The 21,706-nt window shown below is 61.8% G+C and carries 20 protein-coding genes; 10 read left to right on the plus strand and 10 right to left on the minus strand.

Going from position 1 to position 21,706, the window contains the following annotated elements; translation table 11 throughout:
- The 7 genes from repC to L610_RS02150 form a co-directional block, all read right to left on the minus strand.
- The coding region (gene repC, locus L610_RS02120) for a plasmid replication protein RepC (protein ID WP_144702040.1) at positions 1-753 on the minus strand (753 nt) is incomplete at its 3' end.
- A 166-nt stretch (positions 754-919) separates the two neighbouring features.
- Positions 920-1,933, minus strand: coding sequence for a plasmid partitioning protein RepB (repB, locus tag L610_RS02125; RefSeq protein ID WP_144702043.1), 1,014 nt, complete (start codon positions 1,931-1,933; stop codon positions 920-922).
- 2 nt (positions 1,934-1,935) lie between these two features.
- Positions 1,936-3,123 (minus strand): plasmid partitioning protein RepA, encoded by a 1,188-nt coding sequence (gene repA / locus L610_RS02130; RefSeq protein ID WP_371712935.1) that lies wholly within the window; start codon positions 3,121-3,123, stop codon positions 1,936-1,938.
- Between the two features lie 269 nt (positions 3,124-3,392).
- Positions 3,393-5,282: a molecular chaperone HtpG gene (gene htpG / locus L610_RS02135; protein ID WP_144702049.1), complete on the minus strand. Its 1,890-nt coding sequence runs from the start codon at positions 5,280-5,282 to the stop codon at positions 3,393-3,395.
- 271 nt (positions 5,283-5,553) lie between these two features.
- The gene (locus L610_RS02140) at positions 5,554-7,020 is read right to left on the minus strand and encodes a sensor histidine kinase (RefSeq protein WP_144702052.1); all 1,467 of its coding nucleotides are present in this window, start codon (positions 7,018-7,020) and stop codon (positions 5,554-5,556) included.
- Positions 7,021-7,200: 180 nt separating this feature from the next.
- A complete protein-coding gene (locus L610_RS02145; RefSeq protein WP_024848907.1) occupies positions 7,201-7,713 on the minus strand; it encodes a pyridoxamine 5'-phosphate oxidase family protein in 513 nt (170 codons plus the stop codon).
- A 97-nt stretch (positions 7,714-7,810) separates the two neighbouring features.
- On the minus strand, positions 7,811-8,389 hold the full coding sequence (locus L610_RS02150; RefSeq protein WP_024848906.1) for a helix-turn-helix domain-containing protein: 579 nt from the start codon (positions 8,387-8,389) through the stop codon (positions 7,811-7,813).
- Between the two features lie 155 nt (positions 8,390-8,544).
- On the opposite strand from L610_RS02150, the gene L610_RS02155 reads away from it, so the two are divergent.
- The 3 genes from L610_RS02155 (at position 8,545) to L610_RS20105 (ending at position 9,531) form a co-directional block, all read left to right on the plus strand.
- A complete protein-coding gene (locus L610_RS02155; protein WP_024848905.1) occupies positions 8,545-9,030 on the plus strand; it encodes a fasciclin domain-containing protein in 486 nt (161 codons plus the stop codon).
- A gap of 119 nt (positions 9,031-9,149) precedes the next feature.
- On the plus strand, positions 9,150-9,302 hold the full coding sequence (locus L610_RS20100; protein WP_156941765.1) for a hypothetical protein: 153 nt from the start codon (positions 9,150-9,152) through the stop codon (positions 9,300-9,302).
- A 55-nt stretch (positions 9,303-9,357) separates the two neighbouring features.
- On the plus strand, positions 9,358-9,531 hold the full coding sequence (locus tag L610_RS20105; protein WP_186441283.1) for a hypothetical protein: 174 nt from the start codon (positions 9,358-9,360) through the stop codon (positions 9,529-9,531).
- Positions 9,532-9,536: 5 nt separating this feature from the next.
- Here L610_RS20105 and L610_RS02160 read toward each other — a convergent pair whose 3' ends face one another.
- Positions 9,537-10,685 carry an HPP family protein gene (locus L610_RS02160; protein WP_144702055.1) on the minus strand — a complete coding sequence of 383 codons (1,149 nt, stop codon included), beginning with the start codon at positions 10,683-10,685 and terminating at the stop codon, positions 9,537-9,539.
- 196 nt (positions 10,686-10,881) lie between these two features.
- Between L610_RS02160 and L610_RS02165 the strand changes: the two genes are divergently transcribed.
- From L610_RS02165 to L610_RS02180, 4 genes are all read left to right on the plus strand, one after another.
- Complete coding sequence (locus L610_RS02165) at positions 10,882-12,492, plus strand: GMC family oxidoreductase (protein ID WP_144702058.1); 1,611 nt, start codon at positions 10,882-10,884, stop codon at positions 12,490-12,492.
- Positions 12,493-12,649: 157 nt separating this feature from the next.
- Complete coding sequence (locus L610_RS02170) at positions 12,650-13,684, plus strand: branched-chain amino acid ABC transporter permease (protein WP_024848902.1); 1,035 nt, start codon at positions 12,650-12,652, stop codon at positions 13,682-13,684.
- A 1-nt stretch (position 13,685) separates the two neighbouring features.
- Complete coding sequence (locus tag L610_RS02175) at positions 13,686-15,461, plus strand: ATP-binding cassette domain-containing protein (RefSeq protein WP_024848901.1); 1,776 nt, start codon at positions 13,686-13,688, stop codon at positions 15,459-15,461.
- Positions 15,458-16,171: an ABC transporter ATP-binding protein gene (locus tag L610_RS02180; protein ID WP_024848900.1), complete on the plus strand. Its 714-nt coding sequence runs from the start codon at positions 15,458-15,460 to the stop codon at positions 16,169-16,171. Before L610_RS02175 ends, L610_RS02180 begins: the two co-directional genes overlap by 4 nt.
- An 85-nt stretch (positions 16,172-16,256) precedes the next feature.
- Here L610_RS02180 and L610_RS02185 read toward each other — a convergent pair whose 3' ends face one another.
- On the minus strand, positions 16,257-17,408 hold the full coding sequence (locus L610_RS02185) for an ABC transporter substrate-binding protein (protein ID WP_024848899.1): 1,152 nt from the start codon (positions 17,406-17,408) through the stop codon (positions 16,257-16,259).
- 245 nt (positions 17,409-17,653) lie between these two features.
- Between L610_RS02185 and L610_RS02190 the strand changes: the two genes are divergently transcribed.
- On the plus strand, positions 17,654-19,000 hold the full coding sequence (locus tag L610_RS02190; protein WP_144702061.1) for a GGDEF domain-containing protein: 1,347 nt from the start codon (positions 17,654-17,656) through the stop codon (positions 18,998-19,000).
- A 20-nt stretch (positions 19,001-19,020) separates the two neighbouring features.
- Here L610_RS02190 and L610_RS20110 read toward each other — a convergent pair whose 3' ends face one another.
- A complete protein-coding gene (locus L610_RS20110) occupies positions 19,021-19,179 on the minus strand; it encodes a hypothetical protein (protein ID WP_156941764.1) in 159 nt (52 codons plus the stop codon).
- Positions 19,180-19,405: 226 nt separating this feature from the next.
- On the opposite strand from L610_RS20110, the gene L610_RS02195 reads away from it, so the two are divergent.
- Together L610_RS02195 and L610_RS02200 are read left to right on the plus strand one after the other, a co-directional pair.
- A complete protein-coding gene (locus L610_RS02195; protein ID WP_186441285.1) occupies positions 19,406-20,578 on the plus strand; it encodes a CynX/NimT family MFS transporter in 1,173 nt (390 codons plus the stop codon).
- A gap of 128 nt (positions 20,579-20,706) precedes the next feature.
- Complete coding sequence (locus tag L610_RS02200; protein WP_144702253.1) at positions 20,707-21,234, plus strand: DUF992 domain-containing protein; 528 nt, start codon at positions 20,707-20,709, stop codon at positions 21,232-21,234.
- The last annotated feature ends 472 nt before the right edge of the window (positions 21,235-21,706 follow it).

Raw genomic sequence — 21,706 nt, forward strand, 5'->3', positions numbered from 1 at the left:
TTGAGACTCATTGGCGTTCAGATTCTGCGAATTAATGAAGGATTCCAATGCGTCGCGGATGTCCTGCCAAAGCGCGTCGAGCTCAGCGGAGATCGCTTCGAGGGTCTCGAGGGCGGCCGTACGCGGCAGGCGCGAGATGATCTCCTGGTAGGCAAGCTGGATCCTGCCCCAGTTGCCGGGTACGCCTTCCTCAATGCCGGTCTCGATCATCTTGACGATGTCGCGGCGAATGATGGTGATCTTTTCACGTGCCACTCGTACGGCGCGACGCTCGGCGCGCGTCTGTTCGGCGAGCTCCTTGAACTCTGCGGCACGGGCAACCAGCGGCGACAGGTCAAAGCCGTAGGCCTGCTCGATTGAGCCCCCCTCCCCTTTCCGGGCAAAGCGCTTGCCGTTCGGGCTGTCGCGGCGGATGATCAGGCCGCACTCGACGAGGTTGGCGAGATGCCGGCGCAGCGTTGCCGGCGACATGCCGTTGGCACGCGCAATGAGCTGCTCATTCGACGGCCACACGACCAGCTGGCTCGCGCCGGAAAGCTCCGCGTCGGGGTGAAACGACAGCAGCGCGTCCAAGATCGCGAGTCCCCTGTCGGTTGCTCCAATCGCATTGCGCGCTTCCTTAATATCCCTGAAAACCTGCCACTTTTGCACRCTGGMAGTGCTGGCGACGTCCTTTGCCGCCATTTGCGCTGCAAGCATGCCGAGCGACAGCGACCGCCGCCCGAACGGCGTCGTTGCCAAATGCGTCTGCATCTTTCCCTCACCTACGTTGAGGCAAAAGAAACCTGCTCGCCAAAACGACGCACCGAGCCACCAGGACTCTTGACAGCGATTCGTGGATTTGCGATTCTCAGTGTTGCTACACGATCTGAGAAGGCTTCCGCGGCGGTGACGTTTCGGGGGCCTTTTCTTTTGCCGGCTACTGCTCCTTCAAACCAGTTTCACGGAATTCATCGTAGAGCGCCTGCAGGCGCTGCTGGATGAATGCTCCAAATTGCGGGTTCACGCGCTTGTCGAATGTGAGGACAAGCCGCCTGTCATTTTCCGATATCGAGACCGGCTTCGTGCCGTCCGGCGCAGTCCAGCTGGCCGGAACCGCCCGCGCCTTCACGGTGGCGAGCAGCTTGTGGACGGCGTTGAAGCGCTCGTCGCTCGACATCGAGGAAAATTCACTGTCGCCAATCAGCTTGCCGACGCGGCCGCGCTTCGCGCGGTCCTCAAGCATGTCGGCAAGCTCGGCCCAACGCTGCCGGCCGATCGACGGAGCCGAGCCGATGGCCTCGATGATGTCAGCCGGCACCCGCTTGACCAGGGCGATCATGCGCGAGAGCGCCGCCTTGTCGACGCCGAGCGCCGCCATGATCACGTCGCGCGAAAAGCCCCTCTCCTCCAGTCGCAGCGCAAAATAGCAGCGTTCGATGTAGCTCAGGTCCTGGCGGCTGTTGTTTTCCTGGCCCTGGCTGACGACGAGCTCCTCATCGCTGAGCTCGCGTACAACTGCCTTGACCTGCAGGCCCAGCTTTCGCACCGCGGAGAGACGACGGTGACCATAAGCAAGCTGGTAGCGGCCGGCCTCCGTCGGGTGCGGGCGCACGAGGATCGGGACCAGCTGGCCGTTCTCACGGATTTGCTGCACCAGCGCGTCCTGCTGCGCCGGATCGACGCCAAGGCGATCGACGACGATGGCGCTGTCGATCGTCGCCGGATCGAGCTCGACCACGACATGCCCCTGGCTCAGCTTTCGTTCGATTTCCTCGGCCCGCGTGGCACGCGAATTGATTGCTTCAAGCGACTGCGAGATCGCGCCGACCGGCGTCGACGGCGTAAGGTTAAGCCCAAGCAAAGGCCGCTCCAGCTGGCGCGGCTGCGGCTGCTGCACCTCGGCCGGTGCCGGGTCGGTGTTGGCGATCTCGAAAAGGTGCTTGCGCGCCATCTCTACTTCCGTTTCCAGGTCTTGCGGATCAGGTCTTCGATCTCCTCGTTGACCTTCGTCAGCGACTCCAGGGCGCGGTCATAGGTGCCGCGCGTGAACTGTGAGCGGTCCACTTCGTAAAGCGTCTGCTTGGTCAGCCCCGCATCCGAAATTGCGGTCGACTTCAGCATGGCGTTCTCGAGCACGCGGTTGCCGAAGATCGAGCGCATAAAGCCGGCCATCTGCGTCTGCGGCCCGTCGTTTGGCTCGAAGCGCGTGATCAGGTAGCGCATCCAGTCGTAGTCGGTATCGCCGCCCGCATCCTCCACCACCGCCAGGAGGTCGGAGGTCATGTGCAGGAACTGCGACATCGACATCACGTCGAGCATCTGAGGATGCACGGTGATCAGCACAGCGGTTGCCGCGCAGAGCGCCGACAGGGTCAGGAAACCGAGCTGCGGCGGACAGTCGATCACGACGATGTCGTAGGCGCTTTCGATGGCCGACAGCGCCTCGCCAAGCCGGCTGAAGAAGATCGTTTCCTGTGCACGGTCGGCGAGAACCTTTGCCGTCTCGTGCTCGAATTCCTGCAGTTCGAGATTACCGGGAATGACGTGCAGGCCGGGCGTGTAGGTCGCGCGGACGATCTCGGTGATGCTGCGGCGCTGGGGTCCATAGCGCAGCGCGCCGTAGATGGTGTCGCCGGGCGCGACGTCGAGCTCAGGTTGGTGGCCGAACATTGCCGAAAGGCTCGCCTGCGGATCGAGGTCGATCGCCAGCACGCGGTAGCCGCGCAGCGCCAGGTACTGGGCAAGGTGCGCCGATGTCGTCGTCTTGGCGCTGCCGCCCTTGAAGTTCATCACCGAAACGACCTGCAGCTTTTCCCCCGGCATACGGTGACGCACATATTTACGCATGCCGCCGGCGTCGAGCACCTGGCGGATAGCGTTGATGTCATCAACCGAATAGAGACGGCGGCCATTGGCCTGCGGCTGGGGCCCGTGCCCGTCCSCCACGATCTGGCGCAGATAGCCTTCGTGGATACCGATGAAGCTTGCAGCCTCACTTGGCGTGAACAGGCGCATGCTCTTCTGCGCGGTCGGCGGGAAGATGCGCTGCTGGTGCGCCTGCAGCTGCCGCGACAACTCAGCGGCGTCCGAGGCGATCATCTTCCGCAGATTTGGCGGGCTTGCCTCCGCGAAATTTGTCATATCCAACATGCCAACTTCGATCCGCGCTTTTTTTGCGAAAATTCTAGAAAATGCGCAGATGAAGATGCGGTGATTCTGCCCCTGGGGCAAACCCTTTTTCGTTAACGGAAAGTTAACGCCAATTTCGCGCTAAGGGCAGAGATTCATCCATGGAAACGGTCGCGAATACGAGCTCGTTGTACACGTACAACGTCCCCTCCCCTACTCCGAATAAGCGAAGGCCGGGAATTTCTCTCCCGGCCTTTGGTCAATCAACCCTTGGGGACGTGTTACGCGCCGAATCCGCGTGCAACCACCCGCGCCAGCCTCTCCGAGAACGCGCGTGGATCGACCGGCTTGTCGCCGTCGAGTATGCGCGCTTCATCGAAGAGCAGGTGTGCCACGTCCTGACGGAATGCGAGGTCGCCTTCGCCCTGCGCCGCCAGCTTGCGGATGCGCTCGTTGCGCGGGTTGATCTCGAGTATCGGCTTGGAGGCGGTTTCCAGACGACCGGCAGCACTCAGCAGCCGCTCGATCTGCCGGTCCGGTCCGTGCTCCGGCGCCACCAGACAGACTGCGCTTTCCGTGAGGCGGTCGGAGGCACGGACGTCGATGACGGCATCGCCCAGCGTCGACTTCATGAAGGCGATGAAGGTTGCCATCTCCGGCGTCATTTCTTCCTTCGGCTTTTCATCGCTGTCGGGCAGCGGGATGTCCTTGAGATCAGCCGTGCCCTGCGTCACCGATTTGAACGGCTTGCCCTCGAAGAAAGGCGCCGTCGAGACCCAAAAACTGTCGACCGGATCTGTCAGCAGCAGCACCTCGATACCACGCGCCTTGAAGCCCTCAAGCTGCGGCGAAGATTCAAGCCGCGCGCGGTCGTCGCCGGTCATATAGTAGATGGCCTTCTGGCCTTCCTTCATCCCGCCGACGTAATCGGCAAGACTGCGCCAGCCGTCCCCTGACGTCGTGGTGTGGAAGCGCGAGAGCTTCAGCAGCTGCTCCTTGCGATCCCAATCTTCGTAGAGGCCTTCCTTGATGACCGCGCCGAAGTTTTCCCAGATCTTCGTGAAGGTATCCGCGTCGTTCTCGGCCATCTTGGCAAGGTCGCCGAGGATGCGGTTGGTCACGCCCTTGCGGATCGCAGCGAGCAGGGGGCTCTCCTGGATCATCTCGCGCGACAAGTTGAGCGGCAGATCTGCCGAGTCCACAAGACCGCGCACGAAGCGCAGGTAGCGCGGCAGGATGTCGGCCTCGTCGGTGATGAAGACGCGGCGCACGTACAACTTCATGCGGCCCTTGCGGTCGGGATCGAACAGGTCGAACGGCCGCATGCTCGGGATAAAGGCGAGGACATTGTATTCCTGCCGGCCCTCGGCGCGGAAATGGATCGTCGCGGCAGGTTCGTCGAAATTGCCGGAAACGCTCTTATAGAAGTCGGTGTATTCCTCCGGCTTTACCTCGGTTTTCGAACGCACCCACAGGGCGCTGCCGTCTGCCACTTCGCGTTTTTCGCCGTCCGGCTTGTCGATCAGCGAAATCGGGACGGGAACGTGGCCGGACTGGTTCTTGATCAGCCGCTCGAGCTGGTACGGCTGCGTATATTCCTTGGCGTCCTCCATGAGGTGGAGGACGACACGTGTGCCGCGGGTAGGCGCCTCATCGAGTGCAACCTGTGCCACTTCATAGGAACCCTTGCCGTCCGACGTCCAGCGCCAGGCTTCCTGGGCGCCGGCGAGGCGGGTAAAGACCTCGACTTTCTCCGCCACCATGAATGCCGAATAGAAGCCGACGCCGAACTGGCCAATCAGTTCAGCGCCCTCGCCGGCCTTTGCCGCTTCAATCCGCTCCATGAACGCCTTGGTGCCGGAACGTGCGATCGTGCCGAGTGCCTCTACAAGGTCAGCGCGGCTCATGCCGATGCCGTTATCCTCGATGGCCAGCACCTTCGTGTCCGGATTCGCAACGACCGTGATGCCAAGCTTCGGATCGTCAGCGAGCAATTCGGGCCGGGCTATCGCCTCGTAGCGCAGCTTCTCGCAGGCATCGGCTGCGTTGGAAATCAACTCGCGCAGAAAGACGTCCCGATCCGAATAGACGGAGTGGACCATCATGTGCAGGAGACGCGCGACGTCCGCTTCAAATGATAGCGTTTCGGGCTCTTTGATTTCAGTGGTCATTCAAACACCTGAACTGTTTTCATCTGCGAAATGGCGCGCTCCAACACGCTCACCACCCCGCGCAAGTCGACCTGTGGAGCTTGCTGCCGGAGGCAGCAGCCCCGCCGTCAGGAAGGGGAGTTGTACACGTACAACTACTCCAGAGTGCCCGGAACCAATGCATGGCATAGCCCCCCGGCGAGCTTGAGCTAATTGGTCCCCAGCGCCGTTTCAAGTGCCACAAAACGTTGTAAACGCGCTCCATTCGCTGGGGAAGGGCGCGTGGCCGAACTCAATCGGTGGGGAAGGTGAGGACGACCCTGGTGCCGCCGTCTGCAACGACCTCGAGTGAACCATCAAGTTGCGCAACGAAGCCGTCAATGAGCCGCCTTCCCATGCCCTTCCGGTCGCCACTGGTGTCGTAGCCGTCACCGTCATCAACGACGGTGAGCTTCGCGCCGTCGCCTTCGCTGGTCAGTTTGACCTCAAGCCGCCCTGTCTCGCGCTCCCGGAACGCATGCTTGAACGCGTTGGAAACCACCTCATTGAGGAAGAGTCCCACGGGCAAGGCGCGGTCGCGCGAGATACTAATCGGCTCAAACGAGGTCGCCACATCAACGGCGCCGGGAAATCCGGCAGCGACCTCATTGACCAGCCGTTCAAGATAGCGCGCAAGGTCGAGCCGGTCGAACTGGTCGTTCCCGTAGATTTGCTCGTGCACCGCCACCATGGCGCCGATGCGACGCGCAAGATCGTCCTTGCTATCCTTCGGCATCGGCTGCAGCCGGATGAGTGAAGATACGGCCTGAAGATTGTTTTTCACGCGGTGATGAATCTCGCGCAGCAGGAACTCATTGTGCTCGAGCGCCTGGACGAGCTGCTTGCTGCGTGCTGCGTCCGCGCGCAACAGATGGATGATCCAGCCAACGCCGAGTACAAGCAAGCCGAGCATGGGCAGACCGACGGCCAGCCCGATCCGCAGGCTCGACCAGAAGAAGCGGAGAGCCTCAGACTTCGCGATTCCGGTCGTGGCAATCAGCGGCCAGCTTGCCACCTTTCGAAAACCCACAACACGCGGGATGCCATCCGTTGCCGAGGACGTGCTGTGATAGAAGCCGGCGTCTCCTCCCACAAGCTCCGTGAACAGGCGCGAGGTGCCTAGATTGATTGCTTGCGGCAGCTGCGGGTAGCGCGCGACAATCCAGCCGTCGGGACGGACGATCGCGACTGAGGAATCGGGGCCGAGGTCCATCGTTGCCCAATATTCACCCATGGTCCGCGTGGGGATCGCAATGCTGGCCGCTCCGTGAAACTCGCCATCGCGTGAGATGCGCCGGGCGACGACGAAAACTTGCTCGCCGCTCAGCCGCTCCTCTAGCTGCGCTGAGATGAAAAAGGCGGCCCCGTCGCGAAGGTGCTGGAAGTACTCGCGATCGGAAACGTCGATGCCAATCGCTTCCGCCATGCTCGACATTCGCAGCTGCCCGGTCTCGTCGTAAACGGAATACTGGAATCCATCCGGAAGGTCGGAGACGGCGTCGCGCAGATTGGCAATCGTTCCGGGAGAGGCCCGTATCGGATCCGGGCCAATGACGGCATCGATACGGCGCAGCGCCTGATCGCTCGCCTCCATCAGCCACTCCATGTGAGCGGCAACCACCTGCGCCGAAGACTTGGCGCGCGCTTCACTTAGTTCGATCGCGGCATTGTAGCTCTGCCAGATCATCAGCGCGCCGAGGATCGAAATGCCTGCGAGCATGATGACAGCGAGCCATATGGCTGCGATAGGGGCCCTGATCAGGTCGCCCAGGCTTCTTTTCTGCCTTTCCTCAATAAGCAGCGCCAACCGTTCCCCCTCATGCTACCCGGTTAGGGTGAGGGGAGGTTAGCGTGAAATGTCTGCAGAGTCTTGCATCTTTAGGAACAGGAACCGTAGCGCTCAGGAACCCTCGCCCGGCTGTCTGAGCCAGCCAGCGCCAAGCTTGACCTTGGCATTGTCGCCTACGTCGGGCCGCCCTGCTCCGACTGCCGCGGCGAACAATTTCACGTAGCTGACGACAGTGCCGGGGCTGTCCCAGTACTGGGCATCTTTCGGTGAGACCTTCAGCACCCTGATGTCAGGATCTTCCGGACTGTCCCACCAAGCCTTGGCCGGAGTTGACCAAAGTTCCCGTATCTTCTCGCGGTCGTTGGACACATGCGCGATGCCGGTGACGGCGACGTATTTCTGATCACCCGCATCGGCGAAGGCGAGCGCGACGTGCGGCTCAGCCTCAATCTCGTCGTCCTTGTGGCTCTTCACGTCCGTCAGGAAATAGATCGCGTTGGCGTCCCGATCAACGTGCGCCGCCATTGGGCGGGAGCGAATGTCTTCGCCTTCGCGTGTTGAAAGCATGCAGAAGCCGATCTTTTGCATCAGTTCCCACACGCGGTCGGTATCTTCACTTGTCATCTTGTCGTCCTTTCGCGCCCCCAAACACGAACAGGGAGACGGCGGAGTTGTTCCGCAGTTCGTGGCCGGGAGAATAAGATGAAGAAGTGGATGCCGCTCAGGCTACAGTAACGACGAGTGCGGTGCATGGACCATCGCCTATGCGACGGTACCAATGGGGCATGGAGGAATCGAACGAGATGGAGTCGCCCGCCTCCAACTCGTGCTCCTCGCCATCTACGGTAACCGCGATCGTTCCAGCGATCACATAGAGGATTTCTTCCGAACCGTGCTGGTGCGGATCGGTTTCAGGAGCACCGACCGGAAATTCAGCGACGAACGCTTCCATCTTGCGATCGGTGAGGGGGAAGTTGAGGCTCTCAAACAGATAGCTGGGATCAGGCGCGTTCGCAGGGATCGGCAGCTTCAGCCGTTCGGAATGCCGTGTCACTGCCACGCGCGGGCCGCTGCGGCTGAAGAAGTGATTGAGCTCGACGCCGAAAACCAGCGCGATGCGCGTCAGTGTCGGTAGTGTTGGAAAAAGCTGACCGCGCTCGATCTTCGACAACATCGCCGGCGACATTCCGGTGTGCTCGCCGAGCTGCACGAGCCCCATCTTCTTCTTGAGTCTAAGCGTGCGGATGCGGGGGCCGATCCGGTAGCGTTCAAGCTCTGATGTCAGGGTCTCGGAAAGCACGCAACAAATCTCCTTTCGCTCAGCGACAATGTAGGAAAGCGTCTTTTCTTCTCAAGAGAAACCTCTCGAATGTCACGACAACGTGAATTGAGCGAAAATCTTTTTGCTCCAGATGAAAGACCTCGGGAGCGCCCCATCAGCAAAGGAGCACTGACATGAACATGAAGTCCCCAATCGCCGCCGCCCTTATCGGCCTGGCCTACGTCCTTCCTGCCCAAGCGCAGGACAAGGACATCGTCGACACCGCTGTCGCAGCTGGCGACTTCAAGACGCTCGCCGCGGCGCTGGATGCCGCAGGCCTCGTGGAAACCCTGAAAGAGGAGGGGCCTTTCACCGTTTTCGCGCCGACCGACGCTGCTTTTGCCAAGCTCCCTGCCGGAACTGTCGAGGATCTGCTGAAGCCCGAGAACAAGGACAAGTTGGCAGCGATCCTCACCTATCACGTCGTTTCAGGCAAAGTGATGGCATCTGACGTCGTCGGCCTCGACGAAGCCAAGACCGTCAACGGCAAGTCGGTCGACATTGAGGTCGAAGGCAACAGCGTCAAGGTGAACGATGCCAATGTGACGGCGACGGACATCGCCGCCAGCAACGGCGTCATCCACGTCATCGACACGGTCATCCTCCCGCCGGAAGGCTGATCCAGTAGGGGAGGGGAGGAGAGGCGAGAAGAGGGGAGGGGGCCGCGGCTGCCTCCTTCCTTCTGCGACCAGCTAACGAAGGGCTTGGAACAACCTGCGGACGAGAAGGTTACCCGGCCATGGAGAAAGAAAACTCACGCCTTGGCAAAGGCATTGGCACGCTCGCCGTCATCGCCCTCATTGCAGCGAGCATTGTCGGCATCTTCCACGTCGGCATGTCCGACGACACCGGCAAGACGATCGTTGCTGTGCCGGTCAATATTCCCAACTAGCCAACGAAGGGGAACTGCCATCCCCCTTAGGGGTTGTCGGTCAAAGGAGCACGCCATGAACGACAACAACGAGTGGATGCATCCGCACACCGCGAACGAAGAACTGGTTCGCTATCTCGTCGAGAACTCAGATTTATCGCCGCTGCAGGCGAAAGATCTCGTCGCGAAATACGGTACGGATCGCGAGAAGCTAATTGAGGTAGCACGCACCATGAAGGCCGAGGGCTAGACCCGTCAGGCCGCCTGCAGACCCTGGCGCGCGAGCGCTGAGATCAGGTCAGTCTGCGTGACGATACCGACGATCTGCTCGCCATCTAGTACCGGAACCGCATCGTCGCGATCACCAGCAAGCAGCGGTAGCAGGGCTGCAACCGGCGCGTCGGCATGCACCGGGCGCGGCGTCTTCATTATTTCTGCGGCACACACGGCGCGCTTGCGCTGCGCCCAGGCCGGCAAGAACCCCGACTTGCCATTGGTCTGCACCTTCCTGCCCATCGCTCCCTCGATCAGGTCGAGCTGGAAGATCACGCCGCGGTAGTGCCCGTTCTCTACCACCGGCAGGGATGTGAACCCGCGTTCCATGAAGATTTCGGCGATCTTTTGCAGCGAGGTATCCGGGCTCACCGTCACGAGGTCACGCGACATGATGTCGGCCGCGCGCTGCGGCTTGATCCGGTGGCTTGCGGCCTTCATCTCCGCAACCAGCCGCGCAAGATCCTCGACGCCGAGATTCAACGACTGCCGGTAGCGGGCGAGAATTTCGGCAAGCTCCTCTTCACTGAGACCCAGCCGCGCTTGTGGTGCTGGATCATGTGTGCCGACCTTGTTTGCCTCGTTGAACTGGCGAAGCGGATAGCGGCGGCCGGTCAGCGGCGCATAGATCGCCGCAATGCAAACGAGAACGAGCGTGCCTAGTGCGACGGGCACGAATGCATAGCCGAAGCCGAGCGGCAGGATCTTCTCAGCGCCGATTGCTACCATCATTGCCACGGCACCGCCGGGCGGATGAGTCGCGCGGCAGATCGCCATCGTCACGATCGCGGCAGCAACCGCCAGCGGCACGCTCAAAGCGTGCTCCGGTACCAGATGACAAACGGCAATCGCCGTCAGCGCCGAGACGGTATTACCGAGGATCGCCGGCCAGGGCTGGGCCAGCGGGCTGTTCGGCGCAGCAAACAGGAGCACCGAACTCGAGCCAAACGGCGCGACCAGGTAGACGCCGAGCCACATGTCGCCGGAGAGCAGCATCGCGAGCCCCACGGTCGCCGCAATGCCGATCAGCGCGCCAATCCCTGCACGAACACCTTCGCGCAACGGCACGGCTGCACCCGGCCCAAGGGCCTTCAGATACTGTCGGGCGGAAAGGCTCGGGAAGCGACGCATTCGGTACCGGCGTTCCTGCGCAAGCGCGCAGCAGAAATATAAATCTTGTGGCGGTTTGACGTCTTCTACCAGCGACGAGCGGAATTGGAAGTGTCTCACTGCTCAATCGGCGGGCCAGGCCGGAAAGCTATTCCTCCCCGGTTGACAATGGTGCGGAACCGGTCAGCCTTTGAGCTGACAAGCTTGGGAGGAAGGCATGTCGGCGGAGGAGAGCTACGACTTCATCATCGTTGGCGCGGGCACGGCAGGATGCGTGCTCGCGAACCGGCTGACGGCCGACGGGCGCACCCGGGTTCTCCTGCTCGAGGCCGGAGGATCCGACAACTACCACTGGGTTCATATCCCGGTTGGCTATCTCTACTGCATCGGGAACCCGCGCACTGACTGGCTGATGAAGACGGCGTCTGAGCCCGGCCTCAACGGCCGGTCGCTGGTCTATCCGCGCGGCAAGGTCCTCGGCGGCTGCTCCTCCGTCAACGGCATGATCTACATGCGCGGTCAGGCGGCGGATTATGACGGCTGGCGCCAGATGGGAAATGTCGGCTGGGGCTGGGATGACGTTCTTCCCTATTTCATCCGCTCCGAAGACCACCATGCCGGCAAGAACCAATTCCACGGCACAGGTGGTGAGTGGAAGGTGACCAAGCAGCGCCTGCGCTGGGACATTCTGGAAGCCGTGCAGGAAGGTGCGAAGGAGTTCGGCATCATGCCGCGCTCCGATTTCAACGACGGCAACAACGAAGGCTCCGGCTTCTTCGAGGTCAACCAGAACAAGGGCATCCGCTGGAACACTGCCAAGGGCTTCCTCCGTCCGGCGTTGAAGCGTCCGAACCTGCGGCTCATCACCAATGCACTGACCGAGCGACTGCTGCTCGACGGCCGGCGTGTATTTGGCGTGCGCTTTCGCGTCGGCGATACGATCAATGAGGCGAGGGCGAATGCAGAAGTCATCCTCTGTGCAGGCGCGATCAACTCGCCGAAGCTGCTGGAGCTGTCGGGCATTGGCCGCCCGGACGTCATCCAGTCAATCGGCGTCGAGGTTGTCCACGAAAGCCCGGAGGTCGGCGAAAACCTGCAGGACCATCTGCAGATCCGCACCGTGTACAAGGTCAACGGCACGCTGACCCTCAACACGCTGTTCAACAGCCCACTTGGGAAGGCACGCATCGGCTTGCACTATGCGTTGATGCGCGCCGGCCCGATGTCGATGGCCCCTAGCCAGTTCGGCATGTTCACCAAGTCCGATCCGGCGCTCGAAACGCCCGATCTCGAATATCACGTTCAGCCGCTCTCGACGGACCGGCTCGGCGATCCGCTGCATCGCTATCCTGCGATCACCGTGTCGGTGTGCAACCTGCGGCCAGAAAGCCGTGGCAGCGTTCATGCGCAGACTGCGGCGCCGGCCGAACAGCCGCTAATCAAACTGAACTACCTGTCTGCCCAGCGCGACAAGGACGTAGCGCTTGCATCGGTCCGACAGGCGCGGCGCATCATGACGGCGAAGGCGCTCGCGCGTTTCAATCCCGAAGAAGTGCTGCCGGGACTGTCCATCGACAGGGATGACGAACTGCTGCAGGTAATCGGCAACATCGCAACCACCATCTTCCACCCGGTCGGCACCTGCCGGATGGGCGTAGATAACGAGGCGGTCGTGGATCCGCGCCTCAGGCTGCGCGGACTCGGCGGGTTGCGCATCGTCGATGCCTCGATCATGCCGAAGATAACTTCGGGCAACACCGCATCACCCGTGGTAATGATAGCCGAAAAGGCGGCCGACATGATCCGGGAAGACTATCGTGCTGCATAACCGACGGCATTCGATTGCCAGAGCCACAAACGTGAATTGTGGAAGGTGGCAGCAAACTTCTGGAAATTCTGCCTTGCATTGGCAGGGCAAATCAAGATTGTTATAAAACGTTACAATTCCGCCGGTGGGGGATGGACCGGCCAAGGGGAGGCACAGCGTGGACAGTACAATCCTCGCGTTCCTGATACAGGATGGCGTGACCAGTGGTGCGATCTATGCGCTGCTGGGGCTCTCGCTCGTCCTCGTATTTGCAGTGACGCGCGTCATCTTCATTCCGCAAGGGGAGTTCGTCGCCTACGGGGCGCTGACTTTGGCCGTGCTTGACGTCGGCCGGATCCCCGGGACGTTGCCGCTGCTGATGGGGCTCGGCATTGCCGCGTTTGTCTTCGACCTTGCCTCATTCCGGCAAAGCTTTCGACCGCAGCACCTCATCACCAGCGCGCTGGTGAACCTCGTGCTTCCCGCCATCGTTTACGGACTTGTGGTCACGGTGCTGCCGATGCAGCCGGGGCCGATTGTGCGCGCGCTGCTTGCGATCCTGATCATCGCGCCGATGGGGCTCTACATTTACCGCGTTGCCTTCCGGCCGCTGGCGAACGCGTCAGTGCTCGTGCTCCTGATCACCTCGGTCGGCGTGCACCTTGCCATGATGGGCCTTGGCCTGTTCGCCTTCGGCGCTGAGGGCCTGCGCGCCCAGCCTCTGATGCGTGGCAGCTTCTCCCTCGGCTTCCTTCCAATCCCGGCGCAGAGTCTCTGGATCTATGGCGCGACGATCGCGGCGATGGTCGGACTCTACATCTTCTTCGAGCGCACCATCCTCGGCAAAGCGCTGCGCGCCACTGCCGTAAACCGGCTCGGTGCCCGTCTCGTCGGCGTGCGCACGAACCTCACCGGCGGAACGGCCTTCGTCCTTGCCTCGACCATCGGCGCCATCTCAGGAGTCCTGATCGCGCCGATCACGACGATCTACTACGACACCGGCTTCCTCATCGGCCTCAAGGGTTTCGTCGCAGCGATCATCGGCGGCCTTTCCAGCTTCCCGGTCACGGCGGTGGCGGCGATCGGCGTCGGGCTCGTCGAGGCGTTCGCCTCGTTCTTCGCCAGCAACTTCAAGGAGATCATCGTTTTCTCGCTGCTCATTCCGGTGCTGATCTGGCGCTCGCTGACCACCGATCCGCATGAGGATGAATGACATGAAGGGTCTGAACATCACGCTCCCGGGGCTGGTCGCGATTGTCCTGCTGGCGGTAATTCCGCTGCTGCCCGTGCCGCCATTCATCATCACGCTGATGGACAATGTCGGCCTTGCCTCGCTGGTGGCAATCGGCCTCGTCCTGCTCACTGGCGTCGGCGGTCTCACCTCGTTCGGCCAGGCTGCCTTCTGCGGCTTCGGCGCCTATACGACGGCGCTGCTGACGACGAGCTACGGACTTTCGCCGTGGCTGACGCTGCCGGTATCGCTCGCGGTCGGCGCGCTGATCGCGCTGCCCCTCGGCCTCATCACCATGCGACTGTCGGGCCACTACCTGCCGCTCGGCACCATCGCATGGGGCATCGCCATCTACTACCTGTTCGGGCAGCTCGACTTCCTCGGCCGCTACGATGGCATCACCGGCATCCCGCCGCTGCAGATCGCGGGCTATCGCTTCCTCGACACCACGTCGATGTACTACGTGATCTGGGCGTTCGTGCTGATCTTTGCTTTTGGCGCGCGCAACCTGCTGGACTCCCGCGTCGGACGCGGCATCCGCGCTCTTCGTGGCGGCTCGGCGGCAGCAGAAGCCTTCGGCGTCAACACAGCGCGGGCAAAGCTTACGGTCTTCATCTTCGCAGCCATCGCCGCCTCGCTGTCAGGCTGGCTCTACGCCCACCTGCAGCGCACGGTGAACCCGACCCCATTCGGTCTCAACATGGGCATCGAGTACCTGCTGATGGCAGTCCTCGGCGGCGCCGGGCACATCTGGGGCGCGATCTTCGGCGCCGGTATCGTCCTTGCCCTCAAGGAACTCCTTCAGCGCTACCTGCCCTGGCTGGTCGGCCACAGCGGCAACTTCGAGGCGGTGTTCTTCGGCATCCTGCTGGTGATGATGTTGCAGTTCGCCCGCGACGGCCTCTGGTCCTTCGTGCTGCGCCTCTTGCCGGCGAGTGCTCCGAAGCCGAAGGCACAGCCCGGTACCGAAAGCCTGCCGAAGCGGGACATGCCGGCGCCCGGCACGCCGCTTGTCACGCTCGAAAAGGCGCGCAAGCAGTTTGGTGGGCTTGTTGCCGTCAACGACGTCAGCTTCGAGATCGGAGCCGGCGAGATCATCGGCTTGATCGGCCCGAACGGCGCTGGCAAGAGCACGACCTTCGACCTCATCACCGGGGTTACAAGCCTCAGCACCGGCCAGATCCGCATCAGCGGCCGTCCGGCAGGCGTGCATCGCCCCGGCGATGTCGCGCGGCAGGGCATCGCCCGCACCTTCCAGCACGCCAAGATCTTCCCTGACATGACGGCGCTGGAGAACGCGGCCCTTGGCGCACACCTGCGCGGCAGCGCAGGCGTGCTGCGCAGCTTCCTGCATCTTGAGCGCGGCGAAGAGGCCAAGCTTCTCGCCGAAGCCGACCGTCAGCTTGAGCGCGTCGGCCTTTCCGAGGTGCGCGACCGCCCTGCCGGCGACCTTCCGCTCGGTCAGCTGCGCATCCTCGAGATTGCACGAGCTCTCGCCCTCGATCCAAACCTGGTGCTGCTCGATGAACCGGCTGCTGGCCTGCGCCACGGCGAGAAGCAGCAGCTTGCCGAACTGCTGCGTAAGCTGCGCTCCGAAGGCGTCGCGATCCTGCTCGTCGAGCACGACATGAGCTTCGTCATGGAACTCGTCGACCGGCTGGTSGTGCTCGATTTCGGCACCGTGATCGCAAGGGGCGATCCGCATCAGGTGCGAAACGATCCCGCCGTGATTGCAGCCTATCTCGGAGGTGTCGCATGACCGCCCCGCTCCTGCAGCTGAAGGACATCCGCGTTTCTTACGGCCGTGCCGAGGTCGTCCACGGCATCTCGCTGGAAGTGGCATCTGGCTCGATCGTCTCCGTTATCGGCGCCAATGGCGCCGGCAAGACGACACTGCTCAACGCCACCATGGGCGTGATCCCGAGCAGCGGCACCATCCTCTATCGCGGCACTCCGGTGCCGCATTCGGTGGAAGGACGCGTGCAAGCCGGCATGTGCCTCGTGCCCGAGCGGCGCGAGCTGTTCACGACAATGTCCGTTGAAGACAACCTTGCACTCGGCGGCTTCCTGCGCACGGCAGACGAGCGCAGGGAAACGCTGGAGGATGTCTACAAGCGCTTCCCCCGCCTCAAGGAACGCCGCACGCAGATTGCCGGCACGCTTTCGGGAGGCGAGCGGCAGATGCTGGCGCTCGGTCGCGCGCTGATGAGCCGGCCCAAGCTGCTGCTCCTCGATGAACCGAGCCTTGGCCTTGCGCCGAAGATCGTCGCTGAAATCCTCGGAATCGTCTCGGAATTGCGCTCAACGGGTGTTTCGATCCTGCTGGTCGAGCAAAACGCGCGTGCGGCGCTCGAAATCTCCGACGAAGCCTATCTCGTCGAGCTGGGCGAGGTACGCCGTTCGGGCAAGGCAGCCCAAATGGCTGCTGATCCGGAACTGGTCGAAAGCTATCTCGGCGGCGGGCACTGAGCCCGCCTCGTTCCTTCATCAGGATAATGCCAAATGAAAAAAGGCCCGGGGTGATCCGGGCCTTTCTGCATCAACGCAGCTTTGATTATTTGATGAGATCGAAGCTGCCGTCGTTCTTCGGCGAGGCCGAGAGCAGCACGACTGCGCGGTCGTCGAGACCGAAGTGGTTGTCGGCGCTGAACTCGAACACGCCCTGGCTGGCCGGGAAGGGGCCGCCGCTCTCGATCGCGTCGCGCAGAGCATCACGGAACTCCTGGGTGCCCGGCTGCGCCTTCTGCTTCGCGATCGGGATCGCGCGCTTGAGGACAGCCATCGCGTCATGGACGTGTGCACCGAACTGAGTGCGGGTGCCCGCGCCGAACTTGGCCTCATAGGCAGTCACATAGGCGACGCCTTCTTCCTTGGTTTCGGAGGAGTCGTCCTGCAGCTCAGCAACCATTACCGGACCCGAGGCGAACACGGTGTTCTTGGCGGCCTCGCCAGCAATGCGCAGGAAGTCGAAAGTCACCGCGCCGTGCGTCTGGTAGATCGTGCCTTCAAAGCCGCGCTCGCGCAGCGCCAGCTGCGGCAGCGCCGCACCGGTGCCCGATGCGCCGACGAAGATCGCGTCCGGCTGAGCCGCGACCAGCTTGAGCACCTGGCCCGAAACCGACGTGTCCGGGCGCGCATAGCGCTCCTCCGCAATCAGTTCGAGACCGTACTCGGCGCCGATCGCCTTGAACTGGTTGACCCAGAGGTCACCGTAGGAGTCGGAGAAGCCGATATAGCCGACCTTCTTCACGCCATCGGCCTGCATCTTCTTGAACAGGTTGCGAGCGATCAGGCCGGCGTCCTGCGGCATGACGAAGGTGTACTTCGTTGCCGCGACATTAGGCGGAATCGGCGAGCAGGCGAGGTGTGGGATGCCGACTTCGTTGGCGACATTCGAGATCGCGATCGAGCCCGGGGTCAGCGCCGAGCCGACAATGACGTCCACCTTGTCGTCATTGGCGAAGCGGCGTGCGTTGGTCGTGGCGATGGACGGATCACCAGCGTCATCCAGCACGATCACGTTAAGCTTCTCGCCGTCGATCTCGCTCGGCCACAGCTCGACCGAGTTCTTGAGCGGAATGCCGAGCGCCGCACCGGAACCGGTCGACGAAACCGTCACGCCAATGGTAATGTCGGCCAGCGCCATGCCGCTCATCATGGTCGTGAGCATTGCCGCAGCCGCAAGGCGGCCGATTATCTTGTTCATGAGTTCCTCCCAGAATACCCAGCAAACGATACCGATTGCTGTTTGTTATCTTGCATATCTTTCTAAGGCGAAGTCAATCGCCGTCGTACGGCCTTGATCTCGCTCAAAGACCACGGCTATTTCAAGTGCCATCGGAGCCGATGCAAAACTAGTACCAGATGGTATAACTACAGTGGTTTCGATCGCTTGATTGGTGTCCCGCAAGGGAGTAGGGAGCTGCCTTTGGGGAACTGACGAGCGATTTCATGACCAACGCGTATCGACCGGGTATGAATTTCTGGAAACATATTTCGGATGAAAGCCGCGCAGCAGGGTCAGAGCGACTTGCTCGCATCGTCAAGGAGAACCTCGACGAGCTGGTCGGGAAATTCTACGACAGCTTCCTCGCCCATGAGGAAGGCAAGGCATTCCTCAACCACTCGGTCGTCACGAACCGCCTTCACAAATCGCTGCGAAACTGGCTGATCGAACTCGTCAGCGTCGACCCGATGGGGGACATGACGGAGTTCGACGCCCGCCAGGTCAAGGTCGGTGAGGTCCACGCACGTCTGAAGATTCCAAACCATCTGGTGATGGAAGGCATGACGCTGCTGAAGAGCGAGATTGCGATCAAGATCGCCGAGTTGGACATCGACCGCCGCTCCATCGCAGAGGCGATCATCCTGCTCGACGAATTGATCGACTATGCGATGCGTCACATGTCGGCGGCATTCCTGTCCGACACGAGCCGCCGCATTCAGACCGACGAGGCGTTCCGCCTGTTCTCGCTTGGCCAGGACGTCCATCTCGAGCGCGAAACTCAACGCGCCGCTCTGATGGAGTGGAGCCAGCAGGTGCTGTTCAACCTCTTCAGCAACGACTGCGGCGAGGTGACGAAGCTAGCCAACTCGCCGTTCGGCCTGTGGGTTCGCCACCGCGGTGCGATCCTGTTCCAGGGAGCGCCGCAGCTCGACGCCATCCAGAACCTGATGCACACGATCGATGACGAGGTGCTGAGCAAGGTCAGCGACGACCGGCCGGCCGGCGTTGCTGCGCTGCAGGTGCGGATCGAAGAGATCAAGTATCACCTCAACGACCTGTTCAACGCCGCGTCCAATGTGGAAAACGGCCGCGATCCGCTTACACGTACCCTCAATCGCCGCTTCCTGCCCTCGGTGCTCGGACGCGAGGTTGGTCTCGCCAAGCGAGAGAACCAGCCGCTCAGCGTCCTGATGATCGACATCGACCACTTCAAAACGATTAATGATGTTCACGGCCACCAGGCCGGCGACTCCGTGCTCAGCCACGTGGCGGAGATCCTCCTCAACACGGTACGCCCGAGCGACTTCGTGTTCCGCTACGGCGGAGAGGAGTTCTTGATCGTTCTGGTCGAGGCAACGGAGGAACAGGCGTTCGTCATCGGCGAGCGTATTCGCGCCCGTGTTGAAGAAAAGGCAGCTACCGTGATCGACCGCCCGGCTATTCCGGTGACGATTTCTGTTGGCGTAGCGGCCTTCGAGGGCCACCCGGATTATCAGTATCTGATCAATGCCGCCGACAACGCCCTCTATGTCGCGAAAAACGGCGGCCGCAATCGCGTCGCGGCTGCCTGACGGCAGCCGCCCCGCTACCCTCAGGCCATTGTGATCCTGATCAGGATCACGAACATGATGGCGGTAAAGCAGATTGCCGCCAGCGTCAGCGTCGGCACGAAACCGATGGACGAGATCCCGGTAGCGGCAGCAACGACGGCCAGAACCAGGACGACGAGGGACAACAGAACTCGGAACATTTAGCGACTCCTTTTATTGCAGCGCTTATGCCCGGGTTGCAGTGCAAAAAACAGGGCGACAAACTGTCTGCCCTGTGGATGTCCCTTGCATCCGACCTTCTTGTATACAATGCGCTTGCCAGTTACAGCTGCCCCGGTATGATCCGCTGGGCATGCCGGAAGCAACGTCCACCCAGGTCTGTTCTTCCAAGGCCTGTTTAAGTCACTGCGCCGACGGGGAGGGGACGTGCGAGACAAGACTGATTGGCTGCAGTCCGTACTGATCATCATTACGGGCATCATCGGCGCGTTCCAGATTGGCAAGGTCGCAATCGCCATTCCGCTCCTGCGCGAGGACCTGGGGCTGAGCCTGTTTGCCGCGTCCTGGGTAGCTGGCGCCTATGCTGCGCTCGGCGTTGTCGGTGGCATGGCGGCTGGTTTCGTATTCTCCTATTTTCCCCTGCGCCATGTCATCATTTTCGGTCTGCTTCTTATTTCCGGCGGCAGTTTCATGGGCGCGGCAGCGTCTGACGCGACCATTTTGATCTCCAGCCGCGTCATCGAGGGCATTGGCTTCCTCGGCGTCGTCATCGCCTGTCCGACGCTGCTGCGCAGCATGGTGACCCCGCGCACGCAGCAGATCGTCTTCGCCTTCTGGGCCGCCTACATGCCGGTCGGTGCCGCCGTCATGATCCTGCTTGGCCCGGCGCTGATGCAGGGAGACTGGCGATGGCTGTGGACCCTCAACGGAATTGTTGCCGCGGCGCATGCCGTGCTGATCTTCGCATTGCGCCCGAAAGAAGCGGTTGCCGTCGCGCGACGCGCGAGCCCTACGCTTGGCGATATCGCGGCCGTGTTCAAGGCAGGCACCCCGGTCCTGCTCGCCTTCACCTTCGCATTGTATACGATCCAGTACTTTGCGCTGACGACGTTCCTGCCCACGTTCCTCATCGAAAAGATGGGGCTATCGCTGGAGGCTGCCGGTACGGTCTCCGCACTGGCCGTGGTCGCGAACGCCATCGGCAACATTTCAGCGGGTTTCATCCTGCGCATGGGTGCGCCGCTGTGGAGCATCTTCGCGGTCGTCTTCACGACGATCGGTGTCTGCGGCGTCGCAATCTTCCATCCGTCGTCGCCGGTGGAGGTCTCCGTCACAGCCGCCGGTCTCTGCCTCGGCCTCGCGGCATTAATGCCCTCATCGATCCTCGTCACCATGCCGCGGCTGCTTTCCTCTAACCAGCAGCTCGCGCTCGCGCTCGGAATCGTCCAGCAGGCCTCCTCGATCGGCCAGCTCGGCGGCCCGGCGCTGCTTGCCTTCTGGACCGAGTGGCAGGGCTGGGACGGGGTTCCCTATCTTTTTGTGCTGATCGCGGCATGCGGGTTGACGATTGCCATGGTCGCCAGGAAGGCCCTGCGTTAAAGGCTCACTCCGCAACTGGACACGATCCGCGGCCCGGCAAACGCGGATCGTTTTCGCATGTTGTCCGTTAGCGCAAGGACGACCGGCGTATTTTTGGCGCCGGTGCATGCCCAAGGAGAACAAAGATGATGAAACGCTATCTGGCTGCAGCCGCCATCCTCCCCGCGATGTTCGCCGCGCCTCAGCTCGCATCTGCCGCTGACCTCGTGAACTACGGTGTTGTCGAAGCCCCGCAGGTGCAGGACCGGGATGGCGTGAAGATCGGCTATCTGGATTGCCGCGTGGGTGGTGGCGCAGGCTATGTTCTGGGATCCGCGAAGGAACTCGACTGCGTCTTCCAGTCTACAATCGGCAGCCGCGCGACCGAGCACTATGTCGGCACCATCCGCAAGGTCGGCATCGACGTCGGCTTCACCACCGAAGGACGTTTGATCTGGGCAGTCTTTGCCCCAACTGCCGGCTATCATCAAGGCTCACTCGCCGGCCTCTATTCGGGTGCCACGGTTGAAGCGACCGCTGGTGTCGGTGTGGGTGCAAACGTACTCGTAGGCGGGACCGAAGGTTCGGTCCACCTGCAGACCATCAGCGCGACTGGTCAAATAGGCCTCAACGCGGCAGCAACCGGCACCTCTGTCACTCTGAGCGCGGTCAACTGACCGGGGTAAAAACTAGGGTAACCAACGGGCGGCTTCGGCCGCCCTTTTTCATTGAGGCTTTCGAAGACGGACTGAACGACTGCCAGGTCCACGAGGGAACCTGACAGCCGTTCAGTGCGGACGGTTAGGCTTCTTATTATGGGTGGCGGGCCCTTCATAGGGTCCCGCCGGCAAGCACCCGGAGAACCACCTGAACGGGCGGGTTCAGGCAGAAGTTCCACGAGTACTATCAGGATACCCGCTGCGGGTGGCTTGCGGCTTGCCGCTGCGGGGCATTCGCAAATAGTCTTGCGACAATCCGATGGATTGTCCCGGCTGGCCTACCGGGATCCATGCAATTCGCGTATGCTCAGATACCCACCTGCCAGCCGCCATAAATCTCATCGAGGAAATTGCAGGCCTGCCCCAGCAGGAAAATCTTCATCGAAACACACTCCCATGCAGGCTTCACAGCCGCTTTCGACGGAAATTC

It is taken from the genome of Aminobacter sp. J44, from assembly GCF_007829415.1.
GTDB lineage: Bacteria > Pseudomonadota > Alphaproteobacteria > Rhizobiales > Rhizobiaceae > Aerobium.